This window comes from Klebsiella sp. YJ (assembly GCF_002108615.1).
Lineage (GTDB): Bacteria > Pseudomonadota > Gammaproteobacteria > Enterobacterales > Enterobacteriaceae > Klebsiella > Klebsiella planticola.
The window spans coordinates 133,754-160,272 of the sequence record NZ_MTEG01000007.1; the positions used below are offsets into that span (position 1 = coordinate 133,754).

Annotated in this window: 23 protein-coding genes and 1 pseudogene; 14 read left to right on the top strand and 10 right to left on the bottom strand. The window is 56.1% G+C overall.

The features are described 5' to 3' along the window. Positions 1-36 precede the first annotated feature (36 nt). From thyA to rppH, 4 genes are all read right to left on the bottom strand, one after another. Positions 37-831 carry a thymidylate synthase gene (gene thyA / locus BV390_RS09485; protein WP_032690892.1) on the bottom strand — a complete coding sequence of 265 codons (795 nt, stop codon included), beginning with the start codon at positions 829-831 and terminating at the stop codon, positions 37-39. A gap of 6 nt (positions 832-837) precedes the next feature. Then, complete coding sequence (gene lgt / locus BV390_RS09490; protein ID WP_032696727.1) at positions 838-1,713, bottom strand: prolipoprotein diacylglyceryl transferase; 876 nt, start codon at positions 1,711-1,713, stop codon at positions 838-840. A gap of 264 nt (positions 1,714-1,977) precedes the next feature. Further along, positions 1,978-4,224, bottom strand: coding sequence for a phosphoenolpyruvate--protein phosphotransferase (ptsP, locus tag BV390_RS09495; protein ID WP_004867094.1), 2,247 nt, complete (start codon positions 4,222-4,224; stop codon positions 1,978-1,980). 12 nt (positions 4,225-4,236) lie between these two features. Next, on the bottom strand, positions 4,237-4,767 hold the full coding sequence (gene rppH / locus BV390_RS09500; RefSeq protein ID WP_004867097.1) for an RNA pyrophosphohydrolase: 531 nt from the start codon (positions 4,765-4,767) through the stop codon (positions 4,237-4,239). 453 nt (positions 4,768-5,220) lie between these two features. Here rppH and BV390_RS09505 point away from each other — a divergent pair. The 5 genes and pseudogenes from BV390_RS09505 to BV390_RS09525 form a co-directional block, all read left to right on the top strand. Next, positions 5,221-5,361 (top strand): annotated as a pseudogene (locus BV390_RS09505) (hypothetical protein); the annotation flags it as partial. Between the two features lie 88 nt (positions 5,362-5,449). Continuing rightward, entirely contained in the window at positions 5,450-6,145 is a 696-nt protein-coding gene (gene mutH / locus BV390_RS09510) for a DNA mismatch repair endonuclease MutH (RefSeq protein ID WP_032698877.1), read from the top strand. 63 nt (positions 6,146-6,208) lie between these two features. Then, a complete protein-coding gene (locus BV390_RS09515) occupies positions 6,209-6,922 on the top strand; it encodes a TerC family protein (RefSeq protein ID WP_032690888.1) in 714 nt (237 codons plus the stop codon). A gap of 123 nt (positions 6,923-7,045) precedes the next feature. Continuing rightward, on the top strand, positions 7,046-7,264 hold the full coding sequence (locus tag BV390_RS09520) for a YgdI/YgdR family lipoprotein (protein WP_004867116.1): 219 nt from the start codon (positions 7,046-7,048) through the stop codon (positions 7,262-7,264). A 235-nt stretch (positions 7,265-7,499) separates the two neighbouring features. Continuing rightward, entirely contained in the window at positions 7,500-8,540 is a 1,041-nt protein-coding gene (locus tag BV390_RS09525) for an NADP(H)-dependent aldo-keto reductase (RefSeq protein WP_032690887.1), read from the top strand. 124 nt (positions 8,541-8,664) lie between these two features. Here BV390_RS09525 and lplT read toward each other — a convergent pair whose 3' ends face one another. Together lplT and aas are read right to left on the bottom strand one after the other, a co-directional pair. After that, a complete protein-coding gene (gene lplT / locus BV390_RS09530) occupies positions 8,665-9,861 on the bottom strand; it encodes a lysophospholipid transporter LplT (RefSeq protein WP_032690886.1) in 1,197 nt (398 codons plus the stop codon). Continuing rightward, a complete protein-coding gene (gene aas / locus BV390_RS09535; protein WP_032690885.1) occupies positions 9,854-12,013 on the bottom strand; it encodes a bifunctional acyl-ACP--phospholipid O-acyltransferase/long-chain-fatty-acid--ACP ligase in 2,160 nt (719 codons plus the stop codon). Before aas ends, lplT begins: the two co-directional genes overlap by 8 nt. Before the next feature lie 706 nt (positions 12,014-12,719). On the opposite strand from aas, the gene galR reads away from it, so the two are divergent. Next, positions 12,720-13,736, top strand: coding sequence for an HTH-type transcriptional regulator GalR (gene galR, locus BV390_RS09545; RefSeq protein ID WP_004867133.1), 1,017 nt, complete (start codon positions 12,720-12,722; stop codon positions 13,734-13,736). On the opposite strand, the gene BV390_RS09550 is transcribed toward galR, so the two are convergent. Next, on the bottom strand, positions 13,697-14,176 hold the full coding sequence (locus BV390_RS09550; RefSeq protein ID WP_047663441.1) for a GNAT family N-acetyltransferase: 480 nt from the start codon (positions 14,174-14,176) through the stop codon (positions 13,697-13,699). The two genes, galR and BV390_RS09550, sit on opposite strands and share 40 nt — an antisense overlap. 218 nt (positions 14,177-14,394) lie before the next feature. On the opposite strand from BV390_RS09550, the gene BV390_RS09555 reads away from it, so the two are divergent. Next, positions 14,395-15,393: a LacI family DNA-binding transcriptional regulator gene (locus BV390_RS09555; protein WP_162180069.1), complete on the top strand. Its 999-nt coding sequence runs from the start codon at positions 14,395-14,397 to the stop codon at positions 15,391-15,393. On the opposite strand, the gene lysA is transcribed toward BV390_RS09555, so the two are convergent. After that, the gene (gene lysA, locus BV390_RS09560) at positions 15,390-16,652 is read right to left on the bottom strand and encodes a diaminopimelate decarboxylase (RefSeq protein ID WP_032690882.1); all 1,263 of its coding nucleotides are present in this window, start codon (positions 16,650-16,652) and stop codon (positions 15,390-15,392) included. The two genes, BV390_RS09555 and lysA, sit on opposite strands and share 4 nt — an antisense overlap. A 135-nt stretch (positions 16,653-16,787) precedes the next feature. On the opposite strand from lysA, the gene BV390_RS09565 reads away from it, so the two are divergent. Continuing rightward, complete coding sequence (locus BV390_RS09565) at positions 16,788-17,714, top strand: LysR family transcriptional regulator (RefSeq protein ID WP_032690881.1); 927 nt, start codon at positions 16,788-16,790, stop codon at positions 17,712-17,714. On the opposite strand, the gene BV390_RS09570 is transcribed toward BV390_RS09565, so the two are convergent. Further along, positions 17,701-18,393, bottom strand: coding sequence for an aspartate/glutamate racemase (locus BV390_RS09570; protein WP_032690880.1), 693 nt, complete (start codon positions 18,391-18,393; stop codon positions 17,701-17,703). The genes BV390_RS09565 and BV390_RS09570 overlap by 14 nt on opposite strands. 139 nt (positions 18,394-18,532) lie before the next feature. Between BV390_RS09570 and BV390_RS09575 the strand changes: the two genes are divergently transcribed. The 6 genes from BV390_RS09575 to BV390_RS09600 all read left to right on the top strand — a co-directional run bounded on the left by BV390_RS09575 (position 18,533) and on the right by BV390_RS09600 (position 24,768). Further along, entirely contained in the window at positions 18,533-18,853 is a 321-nt protein-coding gene (locus tag BV390_RS09575) for a cupin domain-containing protein (RefSeq protein WP_032690879.1), read from the top strand. A 495-nt stretch (positions 18,854-19,348) separates the two neighbouring features. Beyond that, on the top strand, positions 19,349-20,239 hold the full coding sequence (locus BV390_RS09580) for a carbohydrate ABC transporter permease (RefSeq protein ID WP_004115132.1): 891 nt from the start codon (positions 19,349-19,351) through the stop codon (positions 20,237-20,239). Continuing rightward, positions 20,232-21,134, top strand: a complete 903-nt coding sequence (locus BV390_RS09585) for a carbohydrate ABC transporter permease (RefSeq protein ID WP_032690878.1) — start codon at positions 20,232-20,234, stop codon at positions 21,132-21,134. Before BV390_RS09580 ends, BV390_RS09585 begins: the two co-directional genes overlap by 8 nt. 12 nt (positions 21,135-21,146) lie before the next feature. Further along, positions 21,147-22,274 (top strand): ABC transporter ATP-binding protein, encoded by a 1,128-nt coding sequence (locus BV390_RS09590; RefSeq protein ID WP_032698860.1) that lies wholly within the window; start codon positions 21,147-21,149, stop codon positions 22,272-22,274. Between the two features lie 16 nt (positions 22,275-22,290). Then, positions 22,291-23,577, top strand: a complete 1,287-nt coding sequence (locus BV390_RS09595) for an ABC transporter substrate-binding protein (RefSeq protein WP_032690876.1) — start codon at positions 22,291-22,293, stop codon at positions 23,575-23,577. Between the two features lie 63 nt (positions 23,578-23,640). Beyond that, positions 23,641-24,768 carry an oligogalacturonate lyase family protein gene (locus tag BV390_RS09600; protein WP_032690875.1) on the top strand — a complete coding sequence of 376 codons (1,128 nt, stop codon included), beginning with the start codon at positions 23,641-23,643 and terminating at the stop codon, positions 24,766-24,768. Between the two features lie 397 nt (positions 24,769-25,165). Here BV390_RS09600 and BV390_RS09605 read toward each other — a convergent pair whose 3' ends face one another. Next, positions 25,166-26,509 (bottom strand): carbohydrate porin, encoded by a 1,344-nt coding sequence (locus tag BV390_RS09605; RefSeq protein WP_085396859.1) that lies wholly within the window; start codon positions 26,507-26,509, stop codon positions 25,166-25,168. Positions 26,510-26,519 lie beyond the last annotated feature (10 nt).

Here is a 26,519-nt window from a genome sequence, read left to right on the forward strand (position 1 = left end):
GTTTTTATCTCTTTACGACATCCTGTGCCGGGCGAATTAAATCGCCACCGGCGCTTTAATCCCCGGATGCGGGTCATAGCCTTCGATGTCGAAGTCTTCAAAACGGTAGTCGAAAATCGACGCTGGTTTCCGTTTGATGATCAGCTTCGGCAATGGACGAGGTTCGCGGCTCAGCTGCAGATCCGTCTGTTCAAGGTGGTTGCTGTAGAGGTGAGTATCCCCACCGGTCCAGACAAAATCACCGACTTGCAGATCGCACTGCTGGGCGACCATGTGCACCAGCAGCGCATAGCTGGCGATGTTAAACGGCAGGCCGAGGAACACATCGCAGGAACGCTGATACAGCTGGCAAGAGAGTTTGCCGTCCGCGACGTAGAACTGGAAAAACGCGTGGCACGGCGCCAGCGCCATTTTATCCAGCTCGCCGACGTTCCACGCAGAAACGATGATGCGACGTGAATCCGGATCGTTTTTCAGCTGTTCCATCACCGTGCTGATCTGGTCGATATGGCGGCCGTCCGGCGCAGGCCAGGAACGCCACTGTTTGCCGTAAACCGGCCCCAGATCGCCATTTTCATCCGCCCACTCGTCCCAGATAGTGACGTTGTTTTCATGCAGATACGCGATGTTGGTGTCACCCTGGAGGAACCACAGCAGTTCATGGATGATGGAGCGTAAATGACAGCGCTTGGTCGTCACCAGCGGGAAGCCTTCCTGCAGGTTAAAACGCATCTGATGGCCGAAGATGGACAGAGTGCCGGTACCGGTGCGGTCATTTTTTTGCGTGCCCTCGGCGAGCACTTTCTGCATCAAATCAAGATACTGTTTCATGGTTCCTCAAGAAGTTTGTTGCTGCGGACGACGACGGTACGCCCAGACCATCATAATGATACCCGCAAGCACCATTGGGATCGAAAGAATCTGCCCCATGCTGATGTACTGTACCCATTCACCGGTGAACTGCTGGTCTGGCTGGCGGAAGAACTCCACGATAATGCGGAACAGGCCGTAGCCAATCAGGAACAGACCGGATACCGACCCGGTCGGACGCGGTTTACGGATAAACAGGTTCAGAATCAGGAACAGGACGACCCCTTCCAGCGCCAGCTCGTACAGCTGCGAAGCGTGACGCGGCAGCGCGCCGTAGGTATCAAACAGCGATTGCCATTCCGGATGAGACGGCAGCAGCGCCAGATCTTCCGCGCGCGAGCCGGGGAAAATCATCGAATAATGGAAGCTCGGATCGACGCGGCCCCACAGTTCACCGTTGATAAAGTTGCCCAGACGCCCCGCCCCGAGGCCAAAGGGGATCAGCGGCGCGATAAAATCGGCGACCTGGAAGAAAGTGCGTTTAGTGCGTCTGGCAAAAATGATCATCACGAGGATGACACCAATCAGGCCGCCGTGGAACGACATGCCGCCATCCCAGACGCGGAACAGATACAGCGGGTCCTGCAGGAAAACCGGCAGATTATAGAACAGGACATAGCCGATACGGCCACCGAGGAAAACGCCAAGGAACCCGGCATACAGCAGGTTTTCGACTTCGTTTTTGGTCCAGCCGCTGCCCGGACGGTTGGCCCGACGGGTGGCTAGCCACATCGCAAAAACAAAGCCGACCAGATACATCATCCCGTACCAGTGGAGGGAGACCGGCCCAAGGGAAAATATGACCGGATCAAAATCCGGAAAATGCAGGTAGCCACTATTCATCTGTCACCATAAAGACTTGTTATTCCGCCGAAAGTGGACAGCGGTGATCATACACGCCCGACCTATACGGGTGCTCCAAGGGGGCGAATAATAGCATAAGGTTAATTCGCTGGCCGTGCCGTTGTTGTAAAAGATATGTATACGGATGCTAACGGCACACGGGAGTTTTCCCGGAGGCGGTGCCGATCACCTGTCCGGGTTACCTGACTGAGCCGTTATTTTGCCGGGGGCGCTACGCTTACCCGGCCTACCGCTCTCTAACGGCTAACGGCCGCCGCGGATCAAGCCACCCAGACCGCGTCGTTCCATGAAGGCCGCCACCTGATGGCGAACCTCGGTGGCCATCTGCGCTTCAAGGCTCCGACGCGACAGTTCCTGAGCTTCGGCAATATCGATACGTCGCAGCAGGTATTTGACCCTCGCCACCGAACGACCGTTCATGGACAGGTGGCGATAGCCAAGACCAATCAGGATCGTCACGCACATCGGATCGCCCGCCATTTCACCGCACAGCCGCAGGTCAATACCGAAGCGTTCGGCATCATGCGCAATCATCGCCAGCGCCCGCAGCACCGCAGGATGCAGGCTGTCATACATGCTGGCAACCCGGGTGTTGTTGCGATCGACGGCGAGGATATACTGAGTCAGGTCATTGGTCCCTACCGAGATAAAATCCACGCGGCTGGCAAGATTCGGCAGCATAAAGACCATCGAAGGCACTTCCAGCATCACGCCAAGACGCGGGCGAGGAATAGCGTAGCCAATCATCTCTTCGACTTCACGGCTGGCGCGATCGATCAGACGGCGCGCCTCATCCACCTCATCAAGACTGGTCACCATCGGCAGCAAAATACTCAGGTTGCCGGTGGCGGCATTGGCACGCAGCATGGCGCGCACCTGGATGAGAAATATTTCCGGCTGATCGAGAGTAATGCGGATGCCGCGCCAGCCGAGGCACGGGTTCTCTTCGCTAATCGGCATATACGGCAGCTGTTTATCGGCGCCGATATCCAGCGTACGCAGGGTCACGGGCTTTTCATTAAACATCTGCAGCATGCCCTGATACTGGGCGACCTGCTCCTCTTCCGACGGGAAACCGCTTTGCAGCATAAACGGGATTTCGGTCCGGTACAGGCCGATGCCGTCGATAAAGTTGCCAAGCTTTTCTTCATGTTCCAGGCTCAGGCCAGCGTTCAGCATGACCTTCACCCGCTCGCCGCTTTTCAGCTCGGAAGTGTGTTCCAGATCGTCTTCCGCCAGCCGGCTGAGTTCGTTCTCTTCGCTGACCAGACGCTGATATTCTTGCAGCAGCGCCGGTTCCGGGTCGACCAGCAGTTCGCCGCGGTAGCCATCCACCACCAGCATGTGGCCGTGGAGCAGCGAAGGCTGGATATCAGCCCCCATAACCGTCGGGATCCCCAGCGCCCGCACCATAATGGCGGCGTGGGAGTTGGCTGCGCCATCGCGGACGACGACGCCCGCCAGCCGGTCCTGCGGAACTTCCGCCAGCGTCGTCGCTGACAGCTCGTCGGCCACCAGCACAATACGCGCCGGCCAGGTATTAGGCCCCTGAATCGTATCATCGAGATGGAAAAGCAGGCGCTGACCCAGCGTACGCAAATCGCCGGCCCGCTCTTTCAGATACCCGTCGCTCAGCGCGGCAAACTGTTCGGCGAACTTCTCGATGATCTTCTTCACCGCCCATTCTGCCACCGCGCCTTTGTCGACTTCCGCAAACAGCTCGCGACGCAGACGCGCGTCGGACAGGAGGTGTGAATAGAGATCGAAGATCGCCGAAGTCTCTTTTTGCGCCCCGGCGGCATAACGCTTGCTGTAGCGACGAAACTCGTTCGCCGCCTCTTCCAGCGCACCGGTCAATCGTTCGCGTTCGGAAGCGGTATCAAGCGTCGATGCCTCATACACCTGTTCCATGAGCGGCAGACTGATGTCCATCCAGCCTTCGGCAATGGCCACCCCGGAGGAGGCGGGCAGCGCGCGAATACGCGTCTGTCGATACTGGCCAAACAGCGCGGTCAGTTGAGACTGGGAAAGAATGGCGGCCATTTGCGTCGCCAGGGTGACGAGAAACGACTCTTCGCTTTCATCAAACTGACGCAGCTCACGCTGCTGCACCACCAGCACACCCAGCAGCTGACGCCGCTGGATAATCGGGACGCCAAGAAAAGCGCGGAAGCGATCCTCTTTGACGGCAGGAATATATTTAAAGCTGGGGTGTTTTTGCGCATCGGCAAGGTTGATAGGCTCCGCAAGGCGCCCGACCAGGCCAACGAGGCCTTCGTCAAACGCGAGCGCAACGGTACGCCCGCGAGGTTTTTTCAGCCCGCGAGTGGCCATAAGGTAATAACATCGTCGGTCGTGATCGGCCAGGTAAACCGAACAAACTTCCGTTTCCATCGCTTTGCAGATATCGGTGACCAGGATATCCAGCGCCTCGTTTAAACGCGGCGCACTCGCGACCTTCTCGACGATTTCTCGTAACCGAGTGAGCATAATATGCGTGGCTTAACCTCTTTTACGTCGATAAGCAGGCGCGCTTTGCGGTTTAGGTGCACTTTCCGCCAGCGACATGGTCACGCTGGCAAACTCTTTCATCACCCGGCGGTACACGTCGCGCTTAAACGACACCACCTGACGAACCGGGTACCAGTAACTTACCCAGCGCCAACCATCAAACTCAGGTGTACTACTGGTTTGCATATTGATTTCCGCATCGCTGCCGATCAACTGCAGGAGAAACCACTTCTGTTTCTGGCCGATACAAACCGGCTTTGTGTCCCAACGCACCAAACGTTTAGGCAACTTGTAACGCAGCCAGTTACGGGTTGAGGCCAGGATTCGCACATCTTTACGACTTAACCCAACCTCTTCGAACAATTCCCGATACATTGCCTGCTCGGCTGATTCCCCTGGATTAATGCCCCCTTGCGGGAACTGCCACGAGTGCTGACCATAGCGCCTGGCCCACATAACCTGGCCCTGGCGATTACAGATTACAATACCGACATTTGGGCGGTAGCCATCGTCATCAATCACCGGACTACCTCAAAATAATCTTCAATGTGAATGATTGTTTCACACTCGCTGTAAACGGTAAACCACTCTGTTGTCACTGTGCGATCGAATAACATTTGAATAACTCACAGTAATCAGCAGAGTTATAAACAACGAAAGCGATCGAGAGCCCATTTTATTCACTTTTTCTGTGGATAGAGTTGTGAAGAAGTATGGAATTACCCAGGGAAAACCCAGAGTAGTCCGAAGTGCTTACGAATAGCATAATTTAATAATGGCATTATATTCATGATGTTATCACATATATCTTTCAGTAATTACAGTTAAACGTGATGATCATCACATATGCGATCCTGGAACTGATGAAAGATCGAACAATGTCGATTTTATCCACAGATTATCCGAGTCCACTGGGCACATTTTGTCTAAAAATTCGATTTTCGTCGCACGTCAAGGCTGTAAATGGAAACAGTAGTGCCGCTTTTCCCCAGTTATCCCACTTTTCTGTGGATAACATGGTGTAAGATCCTGTTCATTGCCAGTGACCAGTTCTGGAAAACCCGCTACCACTCTTTTCACAACGACAAAAAAATGAAAAAAAAACCATACGAATCATCAAATTGTCATAGTTACCCAGGAAAAGGTAAACTCTATCCACAACGCACTGAATTACCGTTCATTTTTTAACCAGAGGTTTTGCCGTATGCCTGCCATCGCGCCGTTAACGTCCCCACCGCAAACCCAGCAGCAGCTCCTGGCCCAGGCGCAGGGGCTGGCAGGCTACTCGCTGGGCGAACTGGCGGCGCTGGCAGGGATTCCCATTCCACGCGATTTAAAGCGCGATAAAGGCTGGATCGGTATTCTGCTGGAGATTTGGCTGGGCGCCAGCGCCGGGAGTAAACCCGAGCAGGATTTCGCCGCGCTGGGCGTCGAGCTGAAGACCATTCCTGTCGATAGCCAGGGCCGTCCGCTGGAAACCACCTTCGTTTGCGTTGCCCCGCTCACTGGTAACAGCGGCGTGACCTGGGAGAGCAGTCACGTGCGCCATAAGCTCAAACGCGTTCTGTGGGTGCCGGTGGAAGGGGATCGCGCCATTCCGCTGGCGGAACGCCGCGTCGGCGCTCCGCTGCTGTGGAGCCCCAGTGAAGAAGAGGATCGCCAGCTGCGAATGGACTGGGAGGAGCTGATGGATCTGATTGTGCTCGGCCAGGTGGAGCGCATCACCGCCCGTCATGGCGAGGTACTGCAGTTGCGCCCGAAAGCCGCCAACAGCAAAGCGTTAACCGAGGCGATTGGCGCCCGCGGTGAGCCGATTCTCACGCTGCCGCGCGGCTTCTACCTGAAGAAAAATTTCACCGCCGCCCTGCTGGCCCGTCATTTTCTCCTCGGCCACGATTAATTTTTTGTTCTGCCTGCCAGGTTGCATATAATTGCGACTTTCTTTTTTGCAGGACTTTGAACAATGTTATTTGCATGGATAACCGATCCCAACGCCTGGCTGGCGCTCGGTACACTGACGCTGCTGGAGATCGTGCTGGGGATCGATAATATTATTTTTCTCTCTCTGGTTGTTGCCAAACTGCCCACCGCCCAGCGTGCTCACGCAAGACGTATTGGGTTGATGGGCGCGATGCTGATGCGTCTGGGGCTGCTGGCCTCTATCGCCTGGGTCGTGAAGCTGACCAATCCGCTGTTTACCGTTTTCGACCAGGCAATCTCGTTTCGCGATTTGATCTTACTGCTCGGCGGTCTGTTCCTGATCTGGAAGGCGAGTAAAGAGATCCACGAGTCGATCGAGGGCGAAGAGGAAGGGCTGAAAACCAACGTCCATTCATTTATGGGCGCCATCGTGCAGATCATGATACTGGATATCATTTTCAGCCTCGACTCGGTCATTACCGCCGTTGGGCTGTCGGATCATCTGTTCATCATGATGGCTGCGGTGGTGATTGCCGTCGGCGTAATGATGTTCGCCGCCCGACCGATTGGCGACTTTGTTGACCGTCATCCGTCGGTGAAAATGCTGGCCCTGTCGTTTCTGATTCTTGTCGGCTTCACCCTGATGCTGGAAAGCTTCGAGATCCATATTCCGAAAGGCTACATCTACTTCGCGATGTTCTTCTCGATTGCCGTCGAAAGCCTTAACCTGCTGCGTAATAAAAAAAATCCGCTGTAAGCCACAAAAATGCAGCCCAAACCTGGGCTGCAAACTTTTTTAAGACTTTACTGCTTTTTATGTCTCACAAATCAGGCTATTAATACACTGGTGTGAGGTGCGACCATTCAAGAGGTAATGACGATGAAAAAATGGGCAGTATTGATTTCCGCCGTGGGACTGGCGTTCTCGGTTTCCGGTTGCAGCAGCGATTACGTGATGGCGACAAAAGACGGACGCATGATCCTGACCGATGGTAAGCCAGCCGTTGATGATGATACCGGCCTCATCAGTTACGAAGATCAGCAGGGCAATAAAATGCAGATCAACCGCGACGATGTTTCGCAGATTATTAAACGTTAAGACTTTTCGTCGGCCAGCCGCCTGCCAGCACTCGCCTGGCGAGGCCGCCTTCCCCGACAGCGGACCCTCTTAATAAAGAGTCGGGATCCTCTGAAACCTCCGCAGCATCGCGTCTTCGGATTCTGAACCCCCGGCTTTTTTGATTTTTTTACTTCCTCTTTTTCTCCCCCTCTGCCATTTTGATACTCCTTTGTCGGGGAACTCCTGACCTTGTTAATAAAAAAGGAAGCCGGCTATGCAGTATCACCGTATCCCACACAGTTCTCTTGAAATCAGCACGCTCGGGCTGGGCACTATGACTTTTGGTGAGCAGAATAGCGAGGCCGACGCGCACCAACAGCTCGACTACGCTGTCAGCCAGGGCATTAACCTGATTGATGTCGCTGAAATGTATCCCGTACCGCCGCGCCCGGAGACCCAGGGGCTGACGGAAACCTACGTCGGCAACTGGCTGGCGAAACGCGGCAATCGCGAAAAGCTGATTATCGCCTCCAAAGTCAGCGGCCCTGCGCGTAATAACGACAGCAGCATTCGTCCGAACCATGCGCTGGATCGTAAAAATATCCGTGACGCGCTGCACGACAGCCTGAAGCGCCTGCAAACCGATTATCTCGATCTCTACCAGGTTCACTGGCCACAGCGCCCGACCAACTGCTTTGGCAAACTGGGCTATAGCTGGACCGACACCACGCCGGTCGTCACCCTGCTGGATACACTTGAAGCGCTCACCGAATTCCAGCGTGCCGGTAAAATCCGCTATATCGGCGTCTCCAACGAAACGGCCTTTGGCGTCATGCGTTATCTGCACCTGGCAGATAAACACGACCTGCCGCGCATCGTCACCATCCAGAATCCCTACAGCCTGCTGAACCGCAGCTACGAAGTGGGTCTGGCGGAAGTCAGCCAGTATGAAGGCGTTGAGCTGCTGGCCTACTCCTGTCTGGCATTTGGCACCCTGACCGGCAAGTATCTTAACGGTGCAAAACCGGCCGGCGCGCGTAATACGCTTTTCAGCCGCTTCACGCGCTACAGCAGTGAGCAGTCGCAGAAAGCGGTAGCGGCCTACGTCGATATCGCCAGACGGCATAACCTCGACCCGGCGCAGATGGCGCTGGCCTTTGTCCGTCGTCAGCCGTTCGTCGCCAGCACCCTGCTGGGCGCCACCACGCTGGAGCAGCTTAAAACCAACGTTGAGAGCCTGCATCTTGAGCTGAGTGAAGCGGTATTAGCGGAAATTGAAGCGGTGCATCAGGTCTATACCTACCCGGCACCGTAAGCGTCAACCCCTCCCGGATAGCGGCTGACGTCTTATCCGGGCTACCGCAAAGACTAAACAGTAGCCCGGCTAGCCTACTGCGAGCCGGGGATTCCCGGGTGACGCCGTAAACGGTTTACCCGGGCTACGACTGACGTCGGCCCCACAGCCACAGCGCGGCGATAGCCAGCGCAAACACCGCGCCAAAGCCAATCCCGACGCCCACCACCGGAATACCGATTCTCACCGCCAGCGAATAGAGCCCCAGCATCAGCAGCATGGCCACGTTTTCGCCGAGATTTTGTACCGCAATCGCGTTACCTGCACCAACGGTATGCTTACCGCGTTCCTGCAGCAGCGCATTGAGCGGCACAATAAAGAAGCCGCCGAAGATACCGAGCAGCAGCAGCAGAGCAAATGCCGGTAAAAGCGCCTGCTGTAAGGTGAAAAGGATCACCGCGACGCCGATTAAAACCCCGGCAGGCATGCAGCGCGAGACGGTTTGTAGGGTGACCAGCTTCGCCGCCGCGCCGGCGCCCAAGACGATCCCGACGGCCACCATCGCATTGAGATAGGTCGGCATGGCGTTACTGGTGATGCCAAGCGCCGCCGGTACCCACAGCACCAGCAGGAAACGCAGCGTCACGCCGGCGCCCCAGAACAGGCTGGTTCCCATCAGGGAGAAACGCGTTTCGCCATTACGCCATAGTGTCTTACAGGCGCTAAAGAAGCTGTGAGTCATCGGAGTAAAACGCCACGACTGGCCGGGACGCGCCGCCGGCAGCTTCGGGATCCACAGGTTGGCGATCACCGCCCCGCCATACACCAGCGCACAGATGGCCAGCGCGGCCAGCACATGCCAGTCGGCCAGAATACCGCCGGCCATCGATCCCAGTAAAATAGCCGCAATGGTAGACGACTCCATCAAACCGTTAGCTTTCACTAACTTATCCCCGGTGGTCAGCTCGCCAAGAATGCCGTATTTGGCCGGCGAATAGGCCGCCGCGCCCACCCCCACCAGGGTATAGCCGATAAACGGGTTCAGACCAAAACAGATGCAGCCAGCGCCAAGCAGCTTCATGCCGTTGGCGACCATCATCACTCGCCCTTTGGCAAAGCTGTCGGCAAACTGGCCGACAAACGGCGCAAACAGTATGTAAGCACCTACAAACAACATCTGCATCACCGGCTGGCTCCAGTCCGGATAGAACTGCTGCTTCATCAGCGCCAGCGTGGCAAACAGCAGCGCATTATCGCCAAATGCCGAGAGGAACTGGGCGCAGATGACCGCCATCATCCCTTTTGAGTACAGCGAAGTGTTAGTGTGTACTGACTCACTCATCAGAATCTTCCGTCTGCTCAACCATACCTTTCAGGGTGACAAAGTCCGGCTTGCCGCTGCCGAGAACCGGCAGCTGCTTCAACCAGCGAATGTCGCGCGGTACCGCCAGCTCCGGCACCCCATGTTCACGGGCGTAGCGCAGCAGTTTTTCACGGTTCAGTTCATTATCGGTGGTAAAGAGCACCAGCGCCTCGCCTTTACCGGCATCTTGTTTAATCGCCGTGGCATGCATCTTGTCAGGTGAGACGCCCAGAGCCACCTGCTCAACCATTTCCAGTGACACCATTTCGCCGGCGATTTTCGCGAAGCGCTTAGCACGCCCCTGAATGCGCACATAGCCCTGCTCGTCAAAGGTGACGATATCCCCGGTGTCATACCAGCCGCTCTCCATTTCGCCATGCTGATTTTCCGCCGTCGGTGTTTCCAGCACGCCCGGGTTCTCCACCCGCAGATAGCCGTTCATGATGTTCGGCCCTTTTAACTGCAGGCGGCCGCCCTCTTCAATACCCGGCATCGCCAGCAGGCGCGCATCCATCCCCGGCAAAATACGCCCGACGGTTCCCACCTTCGCCGCCATCGGGACGTTAATCGATACCACCGGCGCACATTCGGTGACGCCATAGCCTTCGAGAATGCGCAGGCCAAATTTGTCCTGCCACAGTTGCTTCGTGCTCTCCTGCAGCTTTTCCGCCCCGGCGACCACGTAGCGAAGACGATAGAAATCGTACGGGTTAGCAAAGCGCGCGTAGTTCGCGAGGAAGGTCGACGTCCCGAATAGCACCGTACAGTTGCGGTCGTAAACCAGTTCCGGCACCACGCGGTAATGCAGCGGGCTGGGATAGAGGAACACTTCTGCGCCGGTAAACAGCGGGGTAAACAGACCGACCGTCAGCCCAAAGGAGTGGAACAGCGGCAGCGCCGACATAAAGCGATCGTTGGCAGTAAAGTCGGCAATGGTTTTAATCTGCTCGACGTTGGCCAGAATACTTTTATGACTATGCACCACCCCTTTCGGGTTGCCTTCGGAACCGGAGGTGAAGAGGATAATCGCCGCATCTTCCGGCTGCTGTTTGACCTGCGCCAGTTTCGGCGCCAGCAGATGGCCGAAGATCCACAACTTATCGCCGGTCGTAACGTCGCCTTTCAGGTCTTCAAGGAAGACCCAACGTACCTGAGTAAGCTGCTCCGGCAAATGCCAGAGTTTGCCTTTATCAAGGAAGGTACGGGAGGTAAAGATCGTCTTGATTTCTGCGGCGGTAATCGCGCTACTCAGCCCTTTAATCCCGGCGGTGTAGTTCATCATCGCCGGAATACGCCCGCGGGCAATAGCGCCAAAAATGACCGCCGCGCTGATGCCGGCGTTGGGTAACATCAGGCCGATTCTTTCACCCTGAGCGCTGTATTTTTCCAGGATGCGCGCCACAAAGAGGGTTTTGGTCAGCAGCTTGCGATAGGTATCGGGTTGAAAGTTAATGTCTTCCACGCAGTTTTTGCGCGCGCCGAACCGATCCTGCGCCGCCAGCAGCGATTCATACAGCGTTTCCCGTGGACGCACCGCCATGCGCGCTTCCATCATAATCTGGTGCAGCATTTCCCCGGCAATTTTGCGGCGATCGCGGGCGCGGGGAGCCTGAGGCATTTCAATGCGGGTTGGCGGCAGCAAATGCAGCTGGATCCGAGGGAACAGACGACGTTTGACCAGCCCCTTGAGGCGGCTAAACGGGGTCAGCTCCGCGCCTTCGATACGCAGTGGGATAATAGTGGCCTGCGACTTTGCGGCCACAAACGCCGCCCCGTCATAGATTTTCATCAGCGAACCGCTGACCGAGATACGCCCTTCCGGGAAGATAACCACCGGACGCCCCTGCTCAATCAACCGCACCAGGTGTTTTATCGACATCGGTTTCGTCGGGTCGAGCGGGACAAAGTCGATCAGCGGCGTCAGCACGCGCATAAACCAGCGCTGGCTGATAGAACTGTACACCGCAAAGACCGGTCGGACGGGCAGGAATAAGGCTAGCAGGATCCCATCGAGGAAAGAGACGTGATTCGGGGTGATCAAGACCTTTTGTTGTTGCAAGGGCTGCGTGTCGCCGGTCAGTCTGACCCGATACAACCCTTTGAACAACAGCCTGAAAAATGCCAACAGCATAACAACTCCATTTGACCGGTTATTAAGTCATTGCAGGTTACACGAGAAGGCGTTTGAAAGCAGTGCGGGGAAGAATGTTTGGCGTAAAAAAAAACCTGCGCATCTGCGCAGGCCGGTGCAAGATAATCAGTACGAAACGCGTACTTAAAAACTCACCTATCAATACCTCTGGGACCCTGATTGTCAGGTTTTTTGCCCCTGCCGCACCAGCGATAAAACGCAAGGGAATAAGCCTAAGTGCAACCAGTTATTGCCATTTTCGCTATCTGTAACAGCGGCGAGCGGTGAACAGGAAGAGGCTTATCCGATGCGGGTAGCGAGGGCATTTCGCGGGAGCGGGTCGCGGCATGTTCCGCCTGCGGGCAAAAAAAAACCTGCGCATCTGCGCAGGCTGGTGTAATTAGAGTGGCCAACGTAACGTTAGCTCCACCTATCAATACCTCTGGGATAGCCAGAATATCAATGCAATGAATGGATAAACCAGCGAACATTCGCAACAGCTAATCGCAAAGTGTAAGCAAAGGTGTGAATGTTCCCACCGCCGTTTCATTCGTCTCCGCCCCTGCGCTTGTCGTTGTGTAACTTTTTCACCATGAAGGCTAATCTGCATCACATTTGCGCGAAGCCAGGCGCCTCCAGCCTTGAATCTGCCACACTTTCCCGTAACATAACGGTATGTAAACGCTTACCCTATAAAAGGTCTGGTATGGCGACAATTAAGGATGTAGCCCGACTCGCTGGAGTGTCCGTCGCTACCGTATCCCGCGTGATCAACAACTCCCCCAAAGCCAGTGAAACCTCGCGCCAGTCGGTGACTGCGGCGATGGAAACGCTCAATTATCATCCTAATGCTAACGCGCGCGCGCTGGCGCAGCAGTCGACGGAGACCGTCGGTCTGGTGGTGGGTGACGTGTCCGATCCTTTCTTCGGCGCAATGGTCAAAGCCGTCGAGCAGGTGGCCTACAACACCGGTAACTTTTTGCTGATCGGCAATGGGTATCACAGCATTAAAAAAGAGCGCCAGGCCATTGAGCAGCTTATCCGCCATCGCTGCGCTGCGCTGGTCGTACACGCGAAAATGATCCCTGACGACGAGCTCGCCGGGCTGATGAAACAGATCCCTGGCATGGTGCTGATCAACCGTATTCTGGCGGGTTTTGAGCAGCGTTGCGTCGCCCTGGATGACCGCTACGGCGCCTGGCTGGCGACCCGTCACCTGATCCAACAGGGGCATACCCGTATCGGCTACCTCTGTTCCAACCACGCGATTTCTGATGCTGAAGATCGTCTGCAAGGCTATTACGCGGCGTTAACGGAGAGCGGTCTGCCCTGTAACGATCGGCTGGTGACATTTGCCGAACCTGATGAAAGCGGCGGCGAACAGGCCATCACCGAACTTCTGGGACGCGGCAGGAATTTTACCGCTGTCGCCTGCTATAACGACTCGATGGCCGCCGGCGCGATGGGGGTGCTGAATGATAATGGTATTGACGTTCCGCGCGAGATTTCGCTGATTGGCTTCGATGATGTGCTGATCTCTCGCTATGTTCGCCCGCGCCTGACGACGGTGCGTTACCCCATCGTGACCATGGCAACGCAGGCCGCCGAACTGGCGCTGGCGCTGGCGGATCAGCGCCCGGCGCCTGAAATCACCCATTTATTCAGCCCGACGCTGGTTCGCCGTCACTCGGTAATGGCGCCGTCGGAAAGCGATAAGTCGTAACGATACAGGCTGACGGCGGTGGCCGGGTAATCCAGCCCTTCACCAATATACTGCCAGCCAAAACGCTCATAAAAATCGCGGCAGGCGGAGTAAAGATACAGCTGCGGGTGCCCAAGCCGGCGGGCATAGTCGATCACATGTTGCTGCAGCTGTCCCGCGATGCCCCGTCCGCGCGCGTCCGGGGAGACGTACAGCGCCGCCATCCACGGGAACAGATCCTGACGGCTGATTAAGTCGCAGCGCCACAGCCCCACCGTCCCGATAAGCGTCTCGCCCTCGACGGCGATAAAGGTGAGCGGCAGCGCCTCCGGCGTCTGGCTGTGGGCAATGAGAGTGGCAAAAAAAGGCAGCGGCAGCGTTTCGCCGCCAAAGGCCTGCCAGAGCCACGTCGCCACCTGTTCGGCGTGCTGCGGCGCGGCGTATAATGGCTGAATATGCATAACCGATCCCCTGCTGAAAATCCTCTGGCTGCCAGTATACCGCGCCCGCAGCGGCCGGTGGCGAGAACGTCAAGGCGTAGAAGAGCCATTTTGCGGACACTTCCTGCAAAAAGCGTGATCGCGATAGTTCTTTGCGTCCGGTTGAGCGCATATCCCTCTGAATGTCTGTGATAAACTGCGGCTTATCACGTGAAATCAGGAATCGATGAATGGCTACAATGCTGGATGTCTCAATTCGCGCAGGCGTCTCTAAAGCGACGGTTTCCCGCGTGTTGAACGGCACAGGTCAGGTAAAAGAGAGCACCCGCCAACAGGTATTCAAAGCGATGGAAGAGCTGGGATACCGGCCAAACTTTCTCGCCCGTTCGCTGGCGAACCGTACCAGCAACAGTATCGGACTGGTGGTTTCTACCTTTGATGGTTTCTATTTTGGCCGCCTGCTACAACAGGCTTCGCGCCAGACGGAAGCCTGGGGAAAACAGCTGATCGTCACCGACGGCCACGATGCCCCGGAACGCGAAGAAGAAGCGGTGCAGATGCTCGCTGACCGCCAGTGCGACGCAATCATCCTCTATACCCGCCACATGAGCGAAAAGAAGATCATGTCGCTGATCGAATCCATCGATATGCCGCTGGTCGTGATTAACCGCGACGTCAGCCTGGCGCGGGAACGCTGCGTGTTCTTCGAGCAGGAAGATGCGGCCTTTCAGGCGGTCAATTATCTGATTACGCAAGGGCACCGGGATATCGCCTGCATGACCGTACCGATGCATACCCCTACGGGCAAAGCCCGTCTGCAGGGATACCGCAAGGCCCTGAAAAAGCATGGTATCGCGTGGGATGCGGCGAAAGTGAAATACGGCGATTCGACGATGACCCGCGGCTATGAACTGTGCCGTGAGCTGCTTGATGAGAAAACAACGTTCAGCGCGCTGTTTTCCTGTAACGATGATATGGCGCTGGGCGCCTCAAAAGCGCTGCATCAGGCGGGGCTGCGGATCCCGCAGGACGTTTCGCTGTTCGGCTTCGATGATGCCCCGAGCGCAAAATGGCTGGAACCCGGCCTGTCGACGGTCTATCTGCCGATCGATAACATGATCACCACCGCGATCGATCAGGCGATCAAGCTCGCCAACGACCAGCCGATCGAAACGATCCCGCCGTTTACCGGCACGCTGGTCTTGCGCGAGTCGGTTACGACGGGGCCCTATTTTTAGAACAGCTCTAAGGCCAGCAGCTCCTGAATCGTCTGCCGACGACGGATCAGCCGTGCGCTGCCGTTGTCGAACAGCACTTCCGGCAGCAGCGGACGACTGTTGTAGTTTGAGGACATCGACGCGCCATAAGCCCCCGTATCATGCAGCACCAGATAATCTCCCGGCGCGACTTCAGGCAGCAAACGCGTCTCCACCTTGCCCCCTTCCTGCTGAGTAAAGACGTCGCCCGATTCACACAGCGGCCCGGCCACGACGGTGTCGATAAGCGGCGCGGCGCTCAGGTTGCGGCCATCCGCCGCCAGGGCGGTAATATGGTGATAGCTGCCGTACATTGACGGGCGCATCAGATCGTTAAAACCGGCATCAATCAGGACAAAGTGGCGGCTTCCCATCTCTTTAACGCTACGTACCTGAGAGACCAGCACCCCGGATTCGGCCACCAGGAAGCGACCCGGCTCGATTTCCAGTTTCACCGGATGGCCGAGATGTCGGGCGATCTGCTCGCGCGCGGCGTTCCACAAGCCGTAGTAGTGATCGGTATCGATCGCCTCTTCACCTTCGCGATACGGGATCGACAGCCCGCCGCCGGCAGAGATCGCCTGCAGATCCTGCCCAAACTCCACCACCTGACGCACCATCGCGCCGCAAACCTGTTCCAGGTGGCCATAATCAACTCCGGAGCCAATATGCATGTGGATCCCCACCAGCTGGAGCTGATAGCGACGCATCACTTCCAGCGCCGCCGGCAGATGGCTGTACCAGATCCCGTGTTTGCTGTTTTCGCCACCGGTGTTGGTTTTTTGGCTGTGGCCGTGACCAAAGCCCGGGTTGACGCGCAGCCAGACGCGATGGCCTGGAGAGACTTCCCCCAGCTGGCTCAGCATATCGACTGAACCGGCATTCACCGGAATCTGCAGGGCCTTGACGCGCTCCAGCGTCGCCTCGTCAATCAGATCGGCGGTAAAAACGATATCTTCCGGATGCTGCTGCGGGTCATAACCTGCCGCCAGCGCACGTTCAATCTCCCCGAGGGAGACGGAGTCCACCTTAACGCCCTGTTCACGCATCAGGCGCAAAATATGGATATTGGAGCAGGCCTTCTGGGCAAAACGCACCACGTCGAACTGGCTGAGCTGGGCTATCTGGCGGCGGATAATCTGCGCGTCATAGACCCACACCGGGCAGCCAAATTCGGCAGGCAGGCGAAGCAGGTTCTCGGCAGTCAGGTCAGTATCGGTGGCGTAAAGCGAGCGTGGCATAATGAACTCCGGCGTTATCTGTGTTGTGCGCGTTTTTTTATGATTACGCCATAGCCTGAAGAGAATAAAAAATATCGTTTTATCGTGACTCTATGCAAAAATGATATGGATACTGCCAATCCGTCGAGAGCCGCCATGCCTGCCGTCAATTTACGCCATATTGAAATCTTCCATGCGGTGATGACCACCGGCAATCTCACCGAGGCGGCTCGTCTGCTGAATACCTCTCAGCCGACCGTCAGCCGCGAGCTGGCACGCTTTGAAAAGGTGATTGGGCTGAAGCTGTTTGAACGCACCCGCGGACGTTTGCAGCCGACGGTGCAAGGGTTGCGGCTGTTTGAAGAGGTTCAGCGCTCCTGGTACGGACTGGACCGCATCGTCAGCGCCGCCGAGAGCCTGCGCGAGTTCCGCCAGGGCGAACTGTCCGTCGCCTGTCTGCCGGTATTTTCTCAGTCGTTTTTGCCGCTGCTGCTGCAGCCCTTTCTGGCGCGCTATCCCGAGGTCAGCCTGCAGATTGTGCCGCAGGAGTCTCCCCTGCTGGAGGAGTGGCTCTCCGCCCAACGTCACGATCTCGGCCTGACGGAAACCCTGCACACGCCCGCCGGGACGGAACGAACGCCGCTGTTAACGCTTAACGAGGTTTGCGTGCTGCCGCAGAGCCACCCGCTTGCCAGTAAGCAGGAGCTTACTCCGGCCGATTTCCACGGTGAAAACTATATCAGCCTGTCGCGCACCGACAGCTATCGTCAGCTGCTTGATGCCCTGTTTGCGGATCATCAGGTGAAGCGCCGGATGGTGGTGGAGACCCACAGCGCGTCCTCGGTTTGCGCGATGGTACGGGCGGGCGTCGGGATCTCAGTCGTCAACCCGCTGACCGCCCTCGACTATGGCGAAAGCGGCGTGGCGGTGCGCCGCTTTAGCGTCGAAGTGCCGTTTACCGTCAGCCTGATCCGCCCGCTACACCGCCCGGGCTCGGCGCTGGTCGAGACCTTCATTCAGCACCTGCAAGGGAGCCTGCCGCGGATTCAAGGCCCGCTGGACGCGGTGCTCAAGAGAGCATAAACGTCACCGCGTCCGCGGCGTGAATCGCGGCGGTATCGAACACCGGCAGCGGGCTGCTCTCCACGGGTACCAGCAGGCCAATTTCGGTACAGCCGAAAATGACCCCTTCTGCGCCCTGCTCCGCCAGCGCTTCAATCACCTGCAGGTAATAATCGCGGGAGTCGTCGTTAAACGCCCCCAGGCACAGCTCATCAAAAATAATCCGGTTAATACGTTCACGATCGTCAGCGTCCGGAATCAGCGTCTCGATAGCGAACTGCGCCTGCAGGCGCCCACGATAAAAATCCTGCTCCATGGTATAGCGCGTTCCCAGCAGGGCAACCCGCTTTTGGCCTTTGGCGGTAATGGCTCGCCCGGTGGCATCGGCAATGTGCAGGAACGGCACCTCACAGCGCGTTTCGATGGCCTGCGCCACTTTATGCATCGTGTTGGTACACAGAACAATCCCTTCCGCGCCCGCCTGCTGCAGGCCAACTGCCGCCTGCGCCAGAATCTCGCCGGCGCGATCCCAGTCCCCTGCGGACTGGCAGGCTTCGATCTCATGGAAATCGACGCTGTGCAGCAGCAGACTCGCCGAATGCAGGCCGCCTAAATGCGCTTTGATACCTTCGTTGATCAAACGGTAATAGGGAATGGTGGATTCCCAGCTCATGCCGCCCAACAGGCCAATCGTTTTCATCATCCGCTCCTGATTATGCTTTGCTCCAGTGAAACAAACTTGTGATCAACTTTCCACTTCTCTTGTCGATCGTTTCTTTCCCGACGATTCTGCGATAAATTAAATGAAACATTGTTTCACTTAACAACAGGACTGCCGGATGTTTATTTTTCATAACGAGACCACCCTTGAAGATCTGGGCAATGGCGTGACCCGTCGTATTCTTGCGCACGGTGGCAACATGATGGCCGTGGAGGTCAATTTCGACAGCGGGGCCATCGGTCCAATGCACAACCACCCCCACGAACAGCTGACCTATGTGCTATCCGGCGAATTTGAGTTCACCATCGGTGAAGAGAAACGGGTGGTGCGCGCCGGAGATACGCTCTACAAAAAGCCGCATATTATGCACGGCTGCATCTGTCTGAAAGCTGGCACCCTGCTGGATACCTTTACTCCCGTTCGTGAGGATTTCCTGTAAACCGCGCTTCCCAGGGGCATATTCGTCATGCCCCTTTTATCCATTCTTACTTGCCGCCAGAATAATTTGTTAAAAAATATGTAACAGTAAAATGATTAGCCTGCCACTCATCTTGCTCATCCCTGCATAAGATCCCATCTTCAGCATTTTCTACAAACCCCTATCAATCCTGGAAAATGCTCGCCATCTCATTTTTTGAAACATCGTTTCGACTTCGATCACACTTCCGCTATGAATCGAATGACTCTGTAATAAATCGCAATAAAATAAAATTAAAACGGCGTTTTATAAAACTGATGTGCCGGACAAGTAAAAACCGAAACATTCAGGCTCAGCAGGGACGCTGCGAGCAAAAACCCATAACAAACACAAGGTTAAAAAGGAAGCCAACGCCAGCTGAGACACCCGATACCGATTCACTTTCTGGCCGCGACTGGGCGCAGAAAACCACGACACCGAATCCGTTTTACAAACTCGTAAGCCAGGTAGGTATGTATGAATGAAAACAAGATGCTGGGATTGGCATGGATATCGCCCTATATCATCGGGCTGATAGTCTTTACCGCTTTTCCCTTCGTTTCATCTTTCTTCCTCAGTTTCACTGAGTACGATTTGATGAGCCCGCCGGTGTTTAACGGCATTGAAAACTATCGCTACATGTTGACCGAAGATGGCCTCTTCTGGAAATCCATGGGTGTGACCTTTGCCTACGTCTTTTTAACGATACCGTTAAAACTGGCCTTCGCACTGGGTATAGCGTTTGTCCTCAACTTTAAGCTGCGCGGTATCGGCTTTTTCCGTACCGCTTATTACATTCCGTCCATTCTCGGTAGCTCGGTAGCGATTGCCGTCCTGTGGCGCGCGCTGTTTGCTATCGACGGCCTGCTGAACAGCTTTATCGGCGTGCTGGGATTCGACCCGGTGAACTGGCTCGGTGAGCCGTCGCTGGCGCTGATGTCCGTCACCCTGCTGCGCGTCTGGCAGTTTGGTTCGGCGATGGTCATCTTCCTCGCTGCGCTGCAAAACGTCCCGCAGTCACAGTATGAAGCGGCGATGATCGACGGCGCGTCTAAGTGGCAGATGTTTATGAAGGTCACCGTGCCGCTGATTACGCCGGTCATCTTCTTCAACTTTATTATGCAGACCACCCAGGCGTTCCAGGAGTTTACCGGTCCGTACGTCATCACCGGCGGCGGCCCAACCTACTCCACCTATCTGTTCTCGCTCTATATCTACGACACCGCCTTTAAGTACTTCGATATGGGGTACGGCGCGGCGCTGGCATGGGTGCTGTTCCTGGTGGTTGCGGTCTTTGCCGCCATCGCCTTTAAGTCATCGAAATATTGGGTGTTCTACTCCGCCGATAAAGGAGGCAAAAATGGCTGATATTCAACAAATCACCCCGGCAACGGAAATTGCGGAGCGTGAAGTTGCCCGCACCCTGCGCCGCGAAAAAGTCAGCCGGACCATCCGTTATGTCATCCTGCTGTTCGTCGGCCTGCTGATGCTCTACCCGCTGGTGTGGATGTTCTCGGCGTCGTTCAAACCGAACCATGAGATTTTCACCACCCTGAGCCTGTGGCCGGCCCACGCGACCTGGGACGGCTTTATTAACGGCTGGAAAACCGGTACCGAGTACAACTTCGGTCACTACATGCTGAACACCTTTAAGTATGTGATCCCGAAAGTCCTGCTGACCATTATCTCCTCGACCATCGTGGCCTACGGCTTTGCCCGCTTCGAAATCCCGTGGAAGAAATTCTGGTTCGCCACGCTCATCACCACCATGCTGCTGCCGAGCACCGTCCTGCTGATCCCGCAGTACCTGATGTTCCGTGAAATGGGCATGCTGAACAGCTATCTGCCGCTGTATCTGCCGCTGGCTTTCGCCACCCAGGGATTCTTCGTCTTCATGCTTATCCAGTTCCTGCGCGGCGTACCGCGCGACATGGAAGAGGCGGCGCAGATCGACGGTTGTAACTCCATTCAGGTGCTGTGGTACGTGGTGGTGCCAATCCTGAAACCGGCGATTATCTCGGTGGCGCTGTTCCAGTTTATGTGGTCGATGAACGACTTTATCGGTCCGCTGATTTACGTCTACAGCGTGGATAAATATCCGATCGCACTGGCGCTGAAAATGTCCATCGACGTCACGGAAGGCGCTCCGTGGAACGAAATTCTGGCAATGGCGAGTATCTCCATTCTGCCATCCATCATCGTGTTCTTCCTGGCACAACGCTACTTCGTACAGGGCGTTACCAGCAGCGGAATCAAAGGTTAAGAGGGAAATATCATGGCTGAAGTTATTTTCAACAAACTGGAAAAAGTTTACTCCAACGGCTTCAAAGCGGTACATGCTATCGACCTGAAAATCGCGGACGGCGAGTTTATGGTGATCGTCGGTCCATCCGGCTGTGCGAAATCCACCACCCTGCGTATGCTGGCGGGACTGGAAACCATCAGCGGCGGCGAAGTGCGTATCGGCGAGAAGATCGTCAACAACCTTGCGCCAAAAGCGCGCGGTATTGCGATGGTGTTCCAGAACTATGCGCTCTACCCGCACATGACGGTGCGTGAGAATCTCGCCTTTGGTCTCAAGCTGAGCAAGCTGCCGAAAGACCAGATTGATGCCCAGGTTAACGAAGCGGCCAAAATCCTCGAGCTGGAAGAGCTGCTCGACCGTCTTCCGCGCCAGCTTTCCGGCGGCCAGGCCCAGCGCGTGGCGGTTGGCCGCGCGATTGTCAAAAAACCGGATGTGTTCCTGTTTGATGAGCCGCTCTCTAACCTTGACGCCAAGCTGCGCGCCTCGATGCGTATCCGTATTTCCGATCTGCACAAGCAGCTGAAGAAATCCGGCAAGCCGGCGACCACCGTGTACGTCACCCACGACCAGACCGAAGCGATGACCATGGGCGACCGTATCTGCGTCATGAAGCTCGGGCATATCATGCAGGTCGATACTCCGGACAACCTGTACCACAAACCGAAAAACATGTTCGTTGCCGGCTTTATCGGTGCCCCGGAGATGAACATTCGCCCCAGCAAGCTGGTTGAACAGGCCGGTCGCCTGCACCTGACTATCGGCGATGAGCTGCTGCCGTTAAGCGCGGCCCTGCAGGATAAAGTCGGCAGCCATAAAAACCAGCCGCTGTTCTACGGCGTCCGCCCGGAGTTTGTCTCCATCGCCGATGAGCCGTTCGCCGAAGGCGGCTGCTCGGGCGAAATGGTGCGGGTCGAAAACATGGGGCACGAGTTTTTCGTCTACCTGAAAGTCGCCGACTATGAACTGACCGCCCGCGTCCCTTCTGACGAAGCGAAGCCGATGATTGATAAAGGGCTGCATCGCAAGGTGTGGTTCAAATTCGACATGAATAAGTGCCATCTGTTTGATGCCGCCACCGAACAGAACATCTCTCTGTAATCACTGGAGTATTAAAATGAAAAAAGTGCTTTTAAGCGCCGTAATCTCCGCCACTCTGGGCCTTACCGCGTTACCGTCTCTGGCAAAGGATGTCGATCTGCGTATGTCATGGTGGGGCGGCAACGGCCGCCATCAGGTCACCCTGAAAGCGCTGGAGGAGTTTCATAAACAGAATCCGGACATCAACGTTAAAGCCGAATACACCGGCTGGGACGGCCATCTTTCGCGCCTGACCACCCAAATCGCCGGGGGAACCGAGCCGGACGTGATGCAGACAAACTGGAACTGGCTGCCTATCTTCTCGAAGAACGGGGAAGGTTTCTACGATCTGAACAAAATGAAGGATGTCATCGACCTCAGCCAGTTCGACGCCAAAGAGCTGCAGTCCACCACGGTCAATGGCAAACTCAACGGTATCCCGATTTCCGTTACCGCCAGGGTATTCTACTTTAACGACGAAACCTGGAAAAAAGCCGGCGTTGCCTTCCCGAAAACCTGGGATGAGCTGATGGCGGCGGGCAAAACCTTTGAGAGCAAACTGGGTAAGCAGTATTTCCCGGTGGTGCTGGAGCACCAGGATACCCTGGCGCTGCTGAACTCCTACATGATTCAGAAGTACAACCAGCCGGCTATCGACGAGAAAACGAAGAAATTCTCCTACAGCAAAGAACAGTGGGTCGAATTCTTCCAGATGTACAAAAAGCTCATCGACAGCCACGTGATGCCGGACACCAAATACTATGCCTCGTTCGGCAAGAGCAACATGTATGAGATGAAACCGTGGATTCAGGGGGAATGGGCGGGGACATACATGTGGAACTCCACCATCAACAAATACTCCGACAACCTGAAGCCGCCGGCGAAGCTGGCGCTGGGCGACTACCCGATGCTACCGGGCGCCACCGATGCCGGCCTGTTCTTTAAACCGGCGCAGATGCTCTCCATCGGCAAATCGACGAAAAACCCGGAAGCGGCGGCGAAAGTGATTAACTTCCTGCTGAACAGCAAAGAGGGCGTGGATACGCTGGGCCTGGAGCGCGGCGTGCCGTTAAGCAAAGTGGCGGTGAAATACCTGACCGAAGACGGCACGATCAAAACCGACGATCCGGCCGTATCCGGGCTGAAGCTGGCGCAGTCGCTGCCGACAAAACTTTCGGTATCGCCTTACTTTGATGACCCGCAGATCGTTGCCCAGTTTGGCACGTCGCTGCAGTACATCGACTACGGGCAGAAAAGCGTCGAAGAGACGGCGGTGGACTTCCAGCGCCAGTCTGACCGCATTTTACGGCGCGCCATGCGCTAAGTGTTTGCCACCTCCCCTGCCCCGCAGCGCCCGCTGCGGGGTATTTTTTGTCAGGAGTGAACCATGAAGGGCAAGATTATCCCGTTGGATTTCCGCACCACGGAAGACAGCGAAACCGGACATCGGGTGATTCGGATGACGCCGCCGCACGTTATCTGCCACCGTAACTACTTCTATCAAAAATGCTTTACCCGGGATGGCAGCAAACTTATTTTCGGCGGCGGATTCGAGGGCCACTGGAACTACTATTTACTCGATATTGCCGCGCAGCAGGCCATTCAACTGACCGACGGGCCTGGAGACAATACCTTCGGTGGTTTTTTATCCGACGATGACCGCACGCTGTGGTACGTGAAAAACAATCAGCAGTTGCGCCGCGTGGATCTGGCTACGCGGGAAGAGCAGGTGGTTTACGAAGTGGATGACGACTGGGTCGCCTATGGTACCTGGGTGGCAAACAGCGATTGCAACAAACTGGTCGGCATCGAGATCAAAAAAAGCGACTGGCAGCCGCTCACCGACTGGAGTAAATTCCGCGCCTTTTATTTTACCCATCCCGAATGCCGCCTGATCAATATCGACCTGCATAGCGGCGAGCGCCGCGTTATCCTGCAGGAGAAACGCTGGCTGGGTCATCCGATTTACCGGCCGTTTGATGACCAGACCATCGCGTTCTGCCACGAAGGACCGCGCGATGCTATCGACGCCAGGATGTGGCTTATCAATGCTGACGGCAGCAATATGCGCAACGTTCGCCAGCACCAGCCGGGGGAGAGTTTCACCCATGAGTTCTGGGTGCCGGACGGCTCCGCGCTCTATTACGTCGCCCACCGGGAAAACGATCCGCAGCGCTATCTCTACCGTGCCGATCCGACCACGCTGGATAATCGTCGGCTGCTGACCATTCCCCCCTGCTCGCACCTGATGAGCAACCACGACGGCTCACTGGTCGTCGGCGATGGCGCACCGCATCATACCGGCGATATTCAGCTAAACGATCCGTTTATCTGGGTATTTGATGTGCAGTCCGGTACGCAGCAGGCCATCTGTCGCCACGACTCCAGCTGGAAAGTGCTCGACGGCGATCGTCAGGTTACTCATCCGCATCCGTCATTTTCGCCGGATAACCGCTGGGTGCTATTCACTTCCGATAAAGAAGGGATGCCGGCGCTGTATCTGGCGGAGGTGTAGTCATGCGGCATCGCCTCCGGGAAACCCCATCCAGACCAGCCTCTGGCGATCTCCCCCGCTGGCGGCTGACGCCTTAGCGGGGCTACGAGTTCACCGCCGTCCGCGGGCCGGCAGCCCGAACAGATGTGCAACATCGCCTCCGGGAAACCCCATCCAGACCAGCCTCTGGCGATCTCCCCGCTGGCGGCTGACGCCTTAGCGGGGCTACGAGTTCACCGCCGTCTGCAGGCCGGTAGCCCGAACAGATGTGCAACATCGCCTCCGGGAAACCCCATCCAGACCAGCCTCTGGCGATCTCCCCGCTGGCGGCTGACGCCTTAGCGGGGGCTACGAGTTCACCACCGTCCGCGGGCCGGTAGCCCGGGCGCGGCGTTTATGCCGCGACCCGGGAGCCCTGTCAGAAGAAATATTTGAAGCGAACGCGTGCACCGTAGCGGTCATCCGTACTGCCGGTTTTCGCCGCCGAAGAGTCCAGCCAGGAGGCATAGGCCCCGAGATAGATATTAAAGTTCGGCATATCCATAATATTCGGCAGTTGCCATGAGGTATGAATGGTGTGAATGTCATAACGTCCCGGCGCCAGAATCGCGCAGTCGCCGTCACATTCCCCGCTCACCCCAGACATATTGAACTGGTCGATTTTGTTATGCGCATAGATATAGCCCAGCTCTACACGATGCCATAATGCGTTGATACCGGCGCTGAAATCTTTCTCATCCGCCGCGTCAAGATAGGCGGTACTCAGATTCACCACCGCGCCATTTTCGGCATCGGTTTTCAGCGTGTTCCAGCTCATGGTCATCCCGTAACCGGTACGATTTGACTGGTCGACCCAGCCGCCATTTTGCTTGTCATAACCGTAGGCGTTATTCACCAGGTTGCTCTCCGCCGCAGCCGCCACCGACCAGGCGCCGGACTGCCAGGCCACCACCGGGCGAACATAGGCGACGTTTTTGCGATTATCCAGCGCGTTGCCGTGATAGCTGCGGTTGACGAACAGCGAGCTGCCGTCCTCCACCAGCGTATTCAGCTCAAAGTACCAGTTATCCAGCGTTTTGCTGAGCAGAAAGTTGCCGCCGCTGCTGCTACGCCCGCGTCCCTCTTTCATCATATAGATATAGCCGTAGCCGTCGCTGTACAGATCGTTGGCCGTATTACCGGAATACTCAATAAAGGTATCCTGATTCAGCGGGAACATATCATAGGCTTCAAAACGCCCCACTTTAATTTTCCAGTCATCCTGGCGGCCAAAGAAGAATACCGCATCATCGAGATTCATTTTCCCGGTCATATCCGCCAGCGGCTGCACGCTGAAGCCAGCATATTTCCCGTCAGCGCCTTTACGCAGGCCATCAAAGCCCAGCAGAATACGGCCGTTAATATCCCAGCGTTCTTTATCTCCCGGCGCCCAGTTTTTATTAGCACTGGTTTTCACCGACGTCAGGCTACCGGTGCGGCTGGCGCCATCCATATTAAATTCAACGTCGCCATAGAATTTTAATTCGCCATAATCATTAAGCTGTAAAGCCGGTTTAGCCGGTGCAACGCTGGCCACCGTTGCTGGCGCCTGCTGGCCTTTAAGCGTCTTAATTTCCGCCTCCGCGCTGGCCGCCCGCTGTTCGGTCGCCTTGAGCCGCTGCTCCATTTGCGCCAGCCGCTCCTCAAGAGATAACGGCGCCTGCGCATTAGCCAGAGGGGTAAATAAAGACGTCACAATACATCCGACCCAGATCTTTTTCATCGGTAAACCC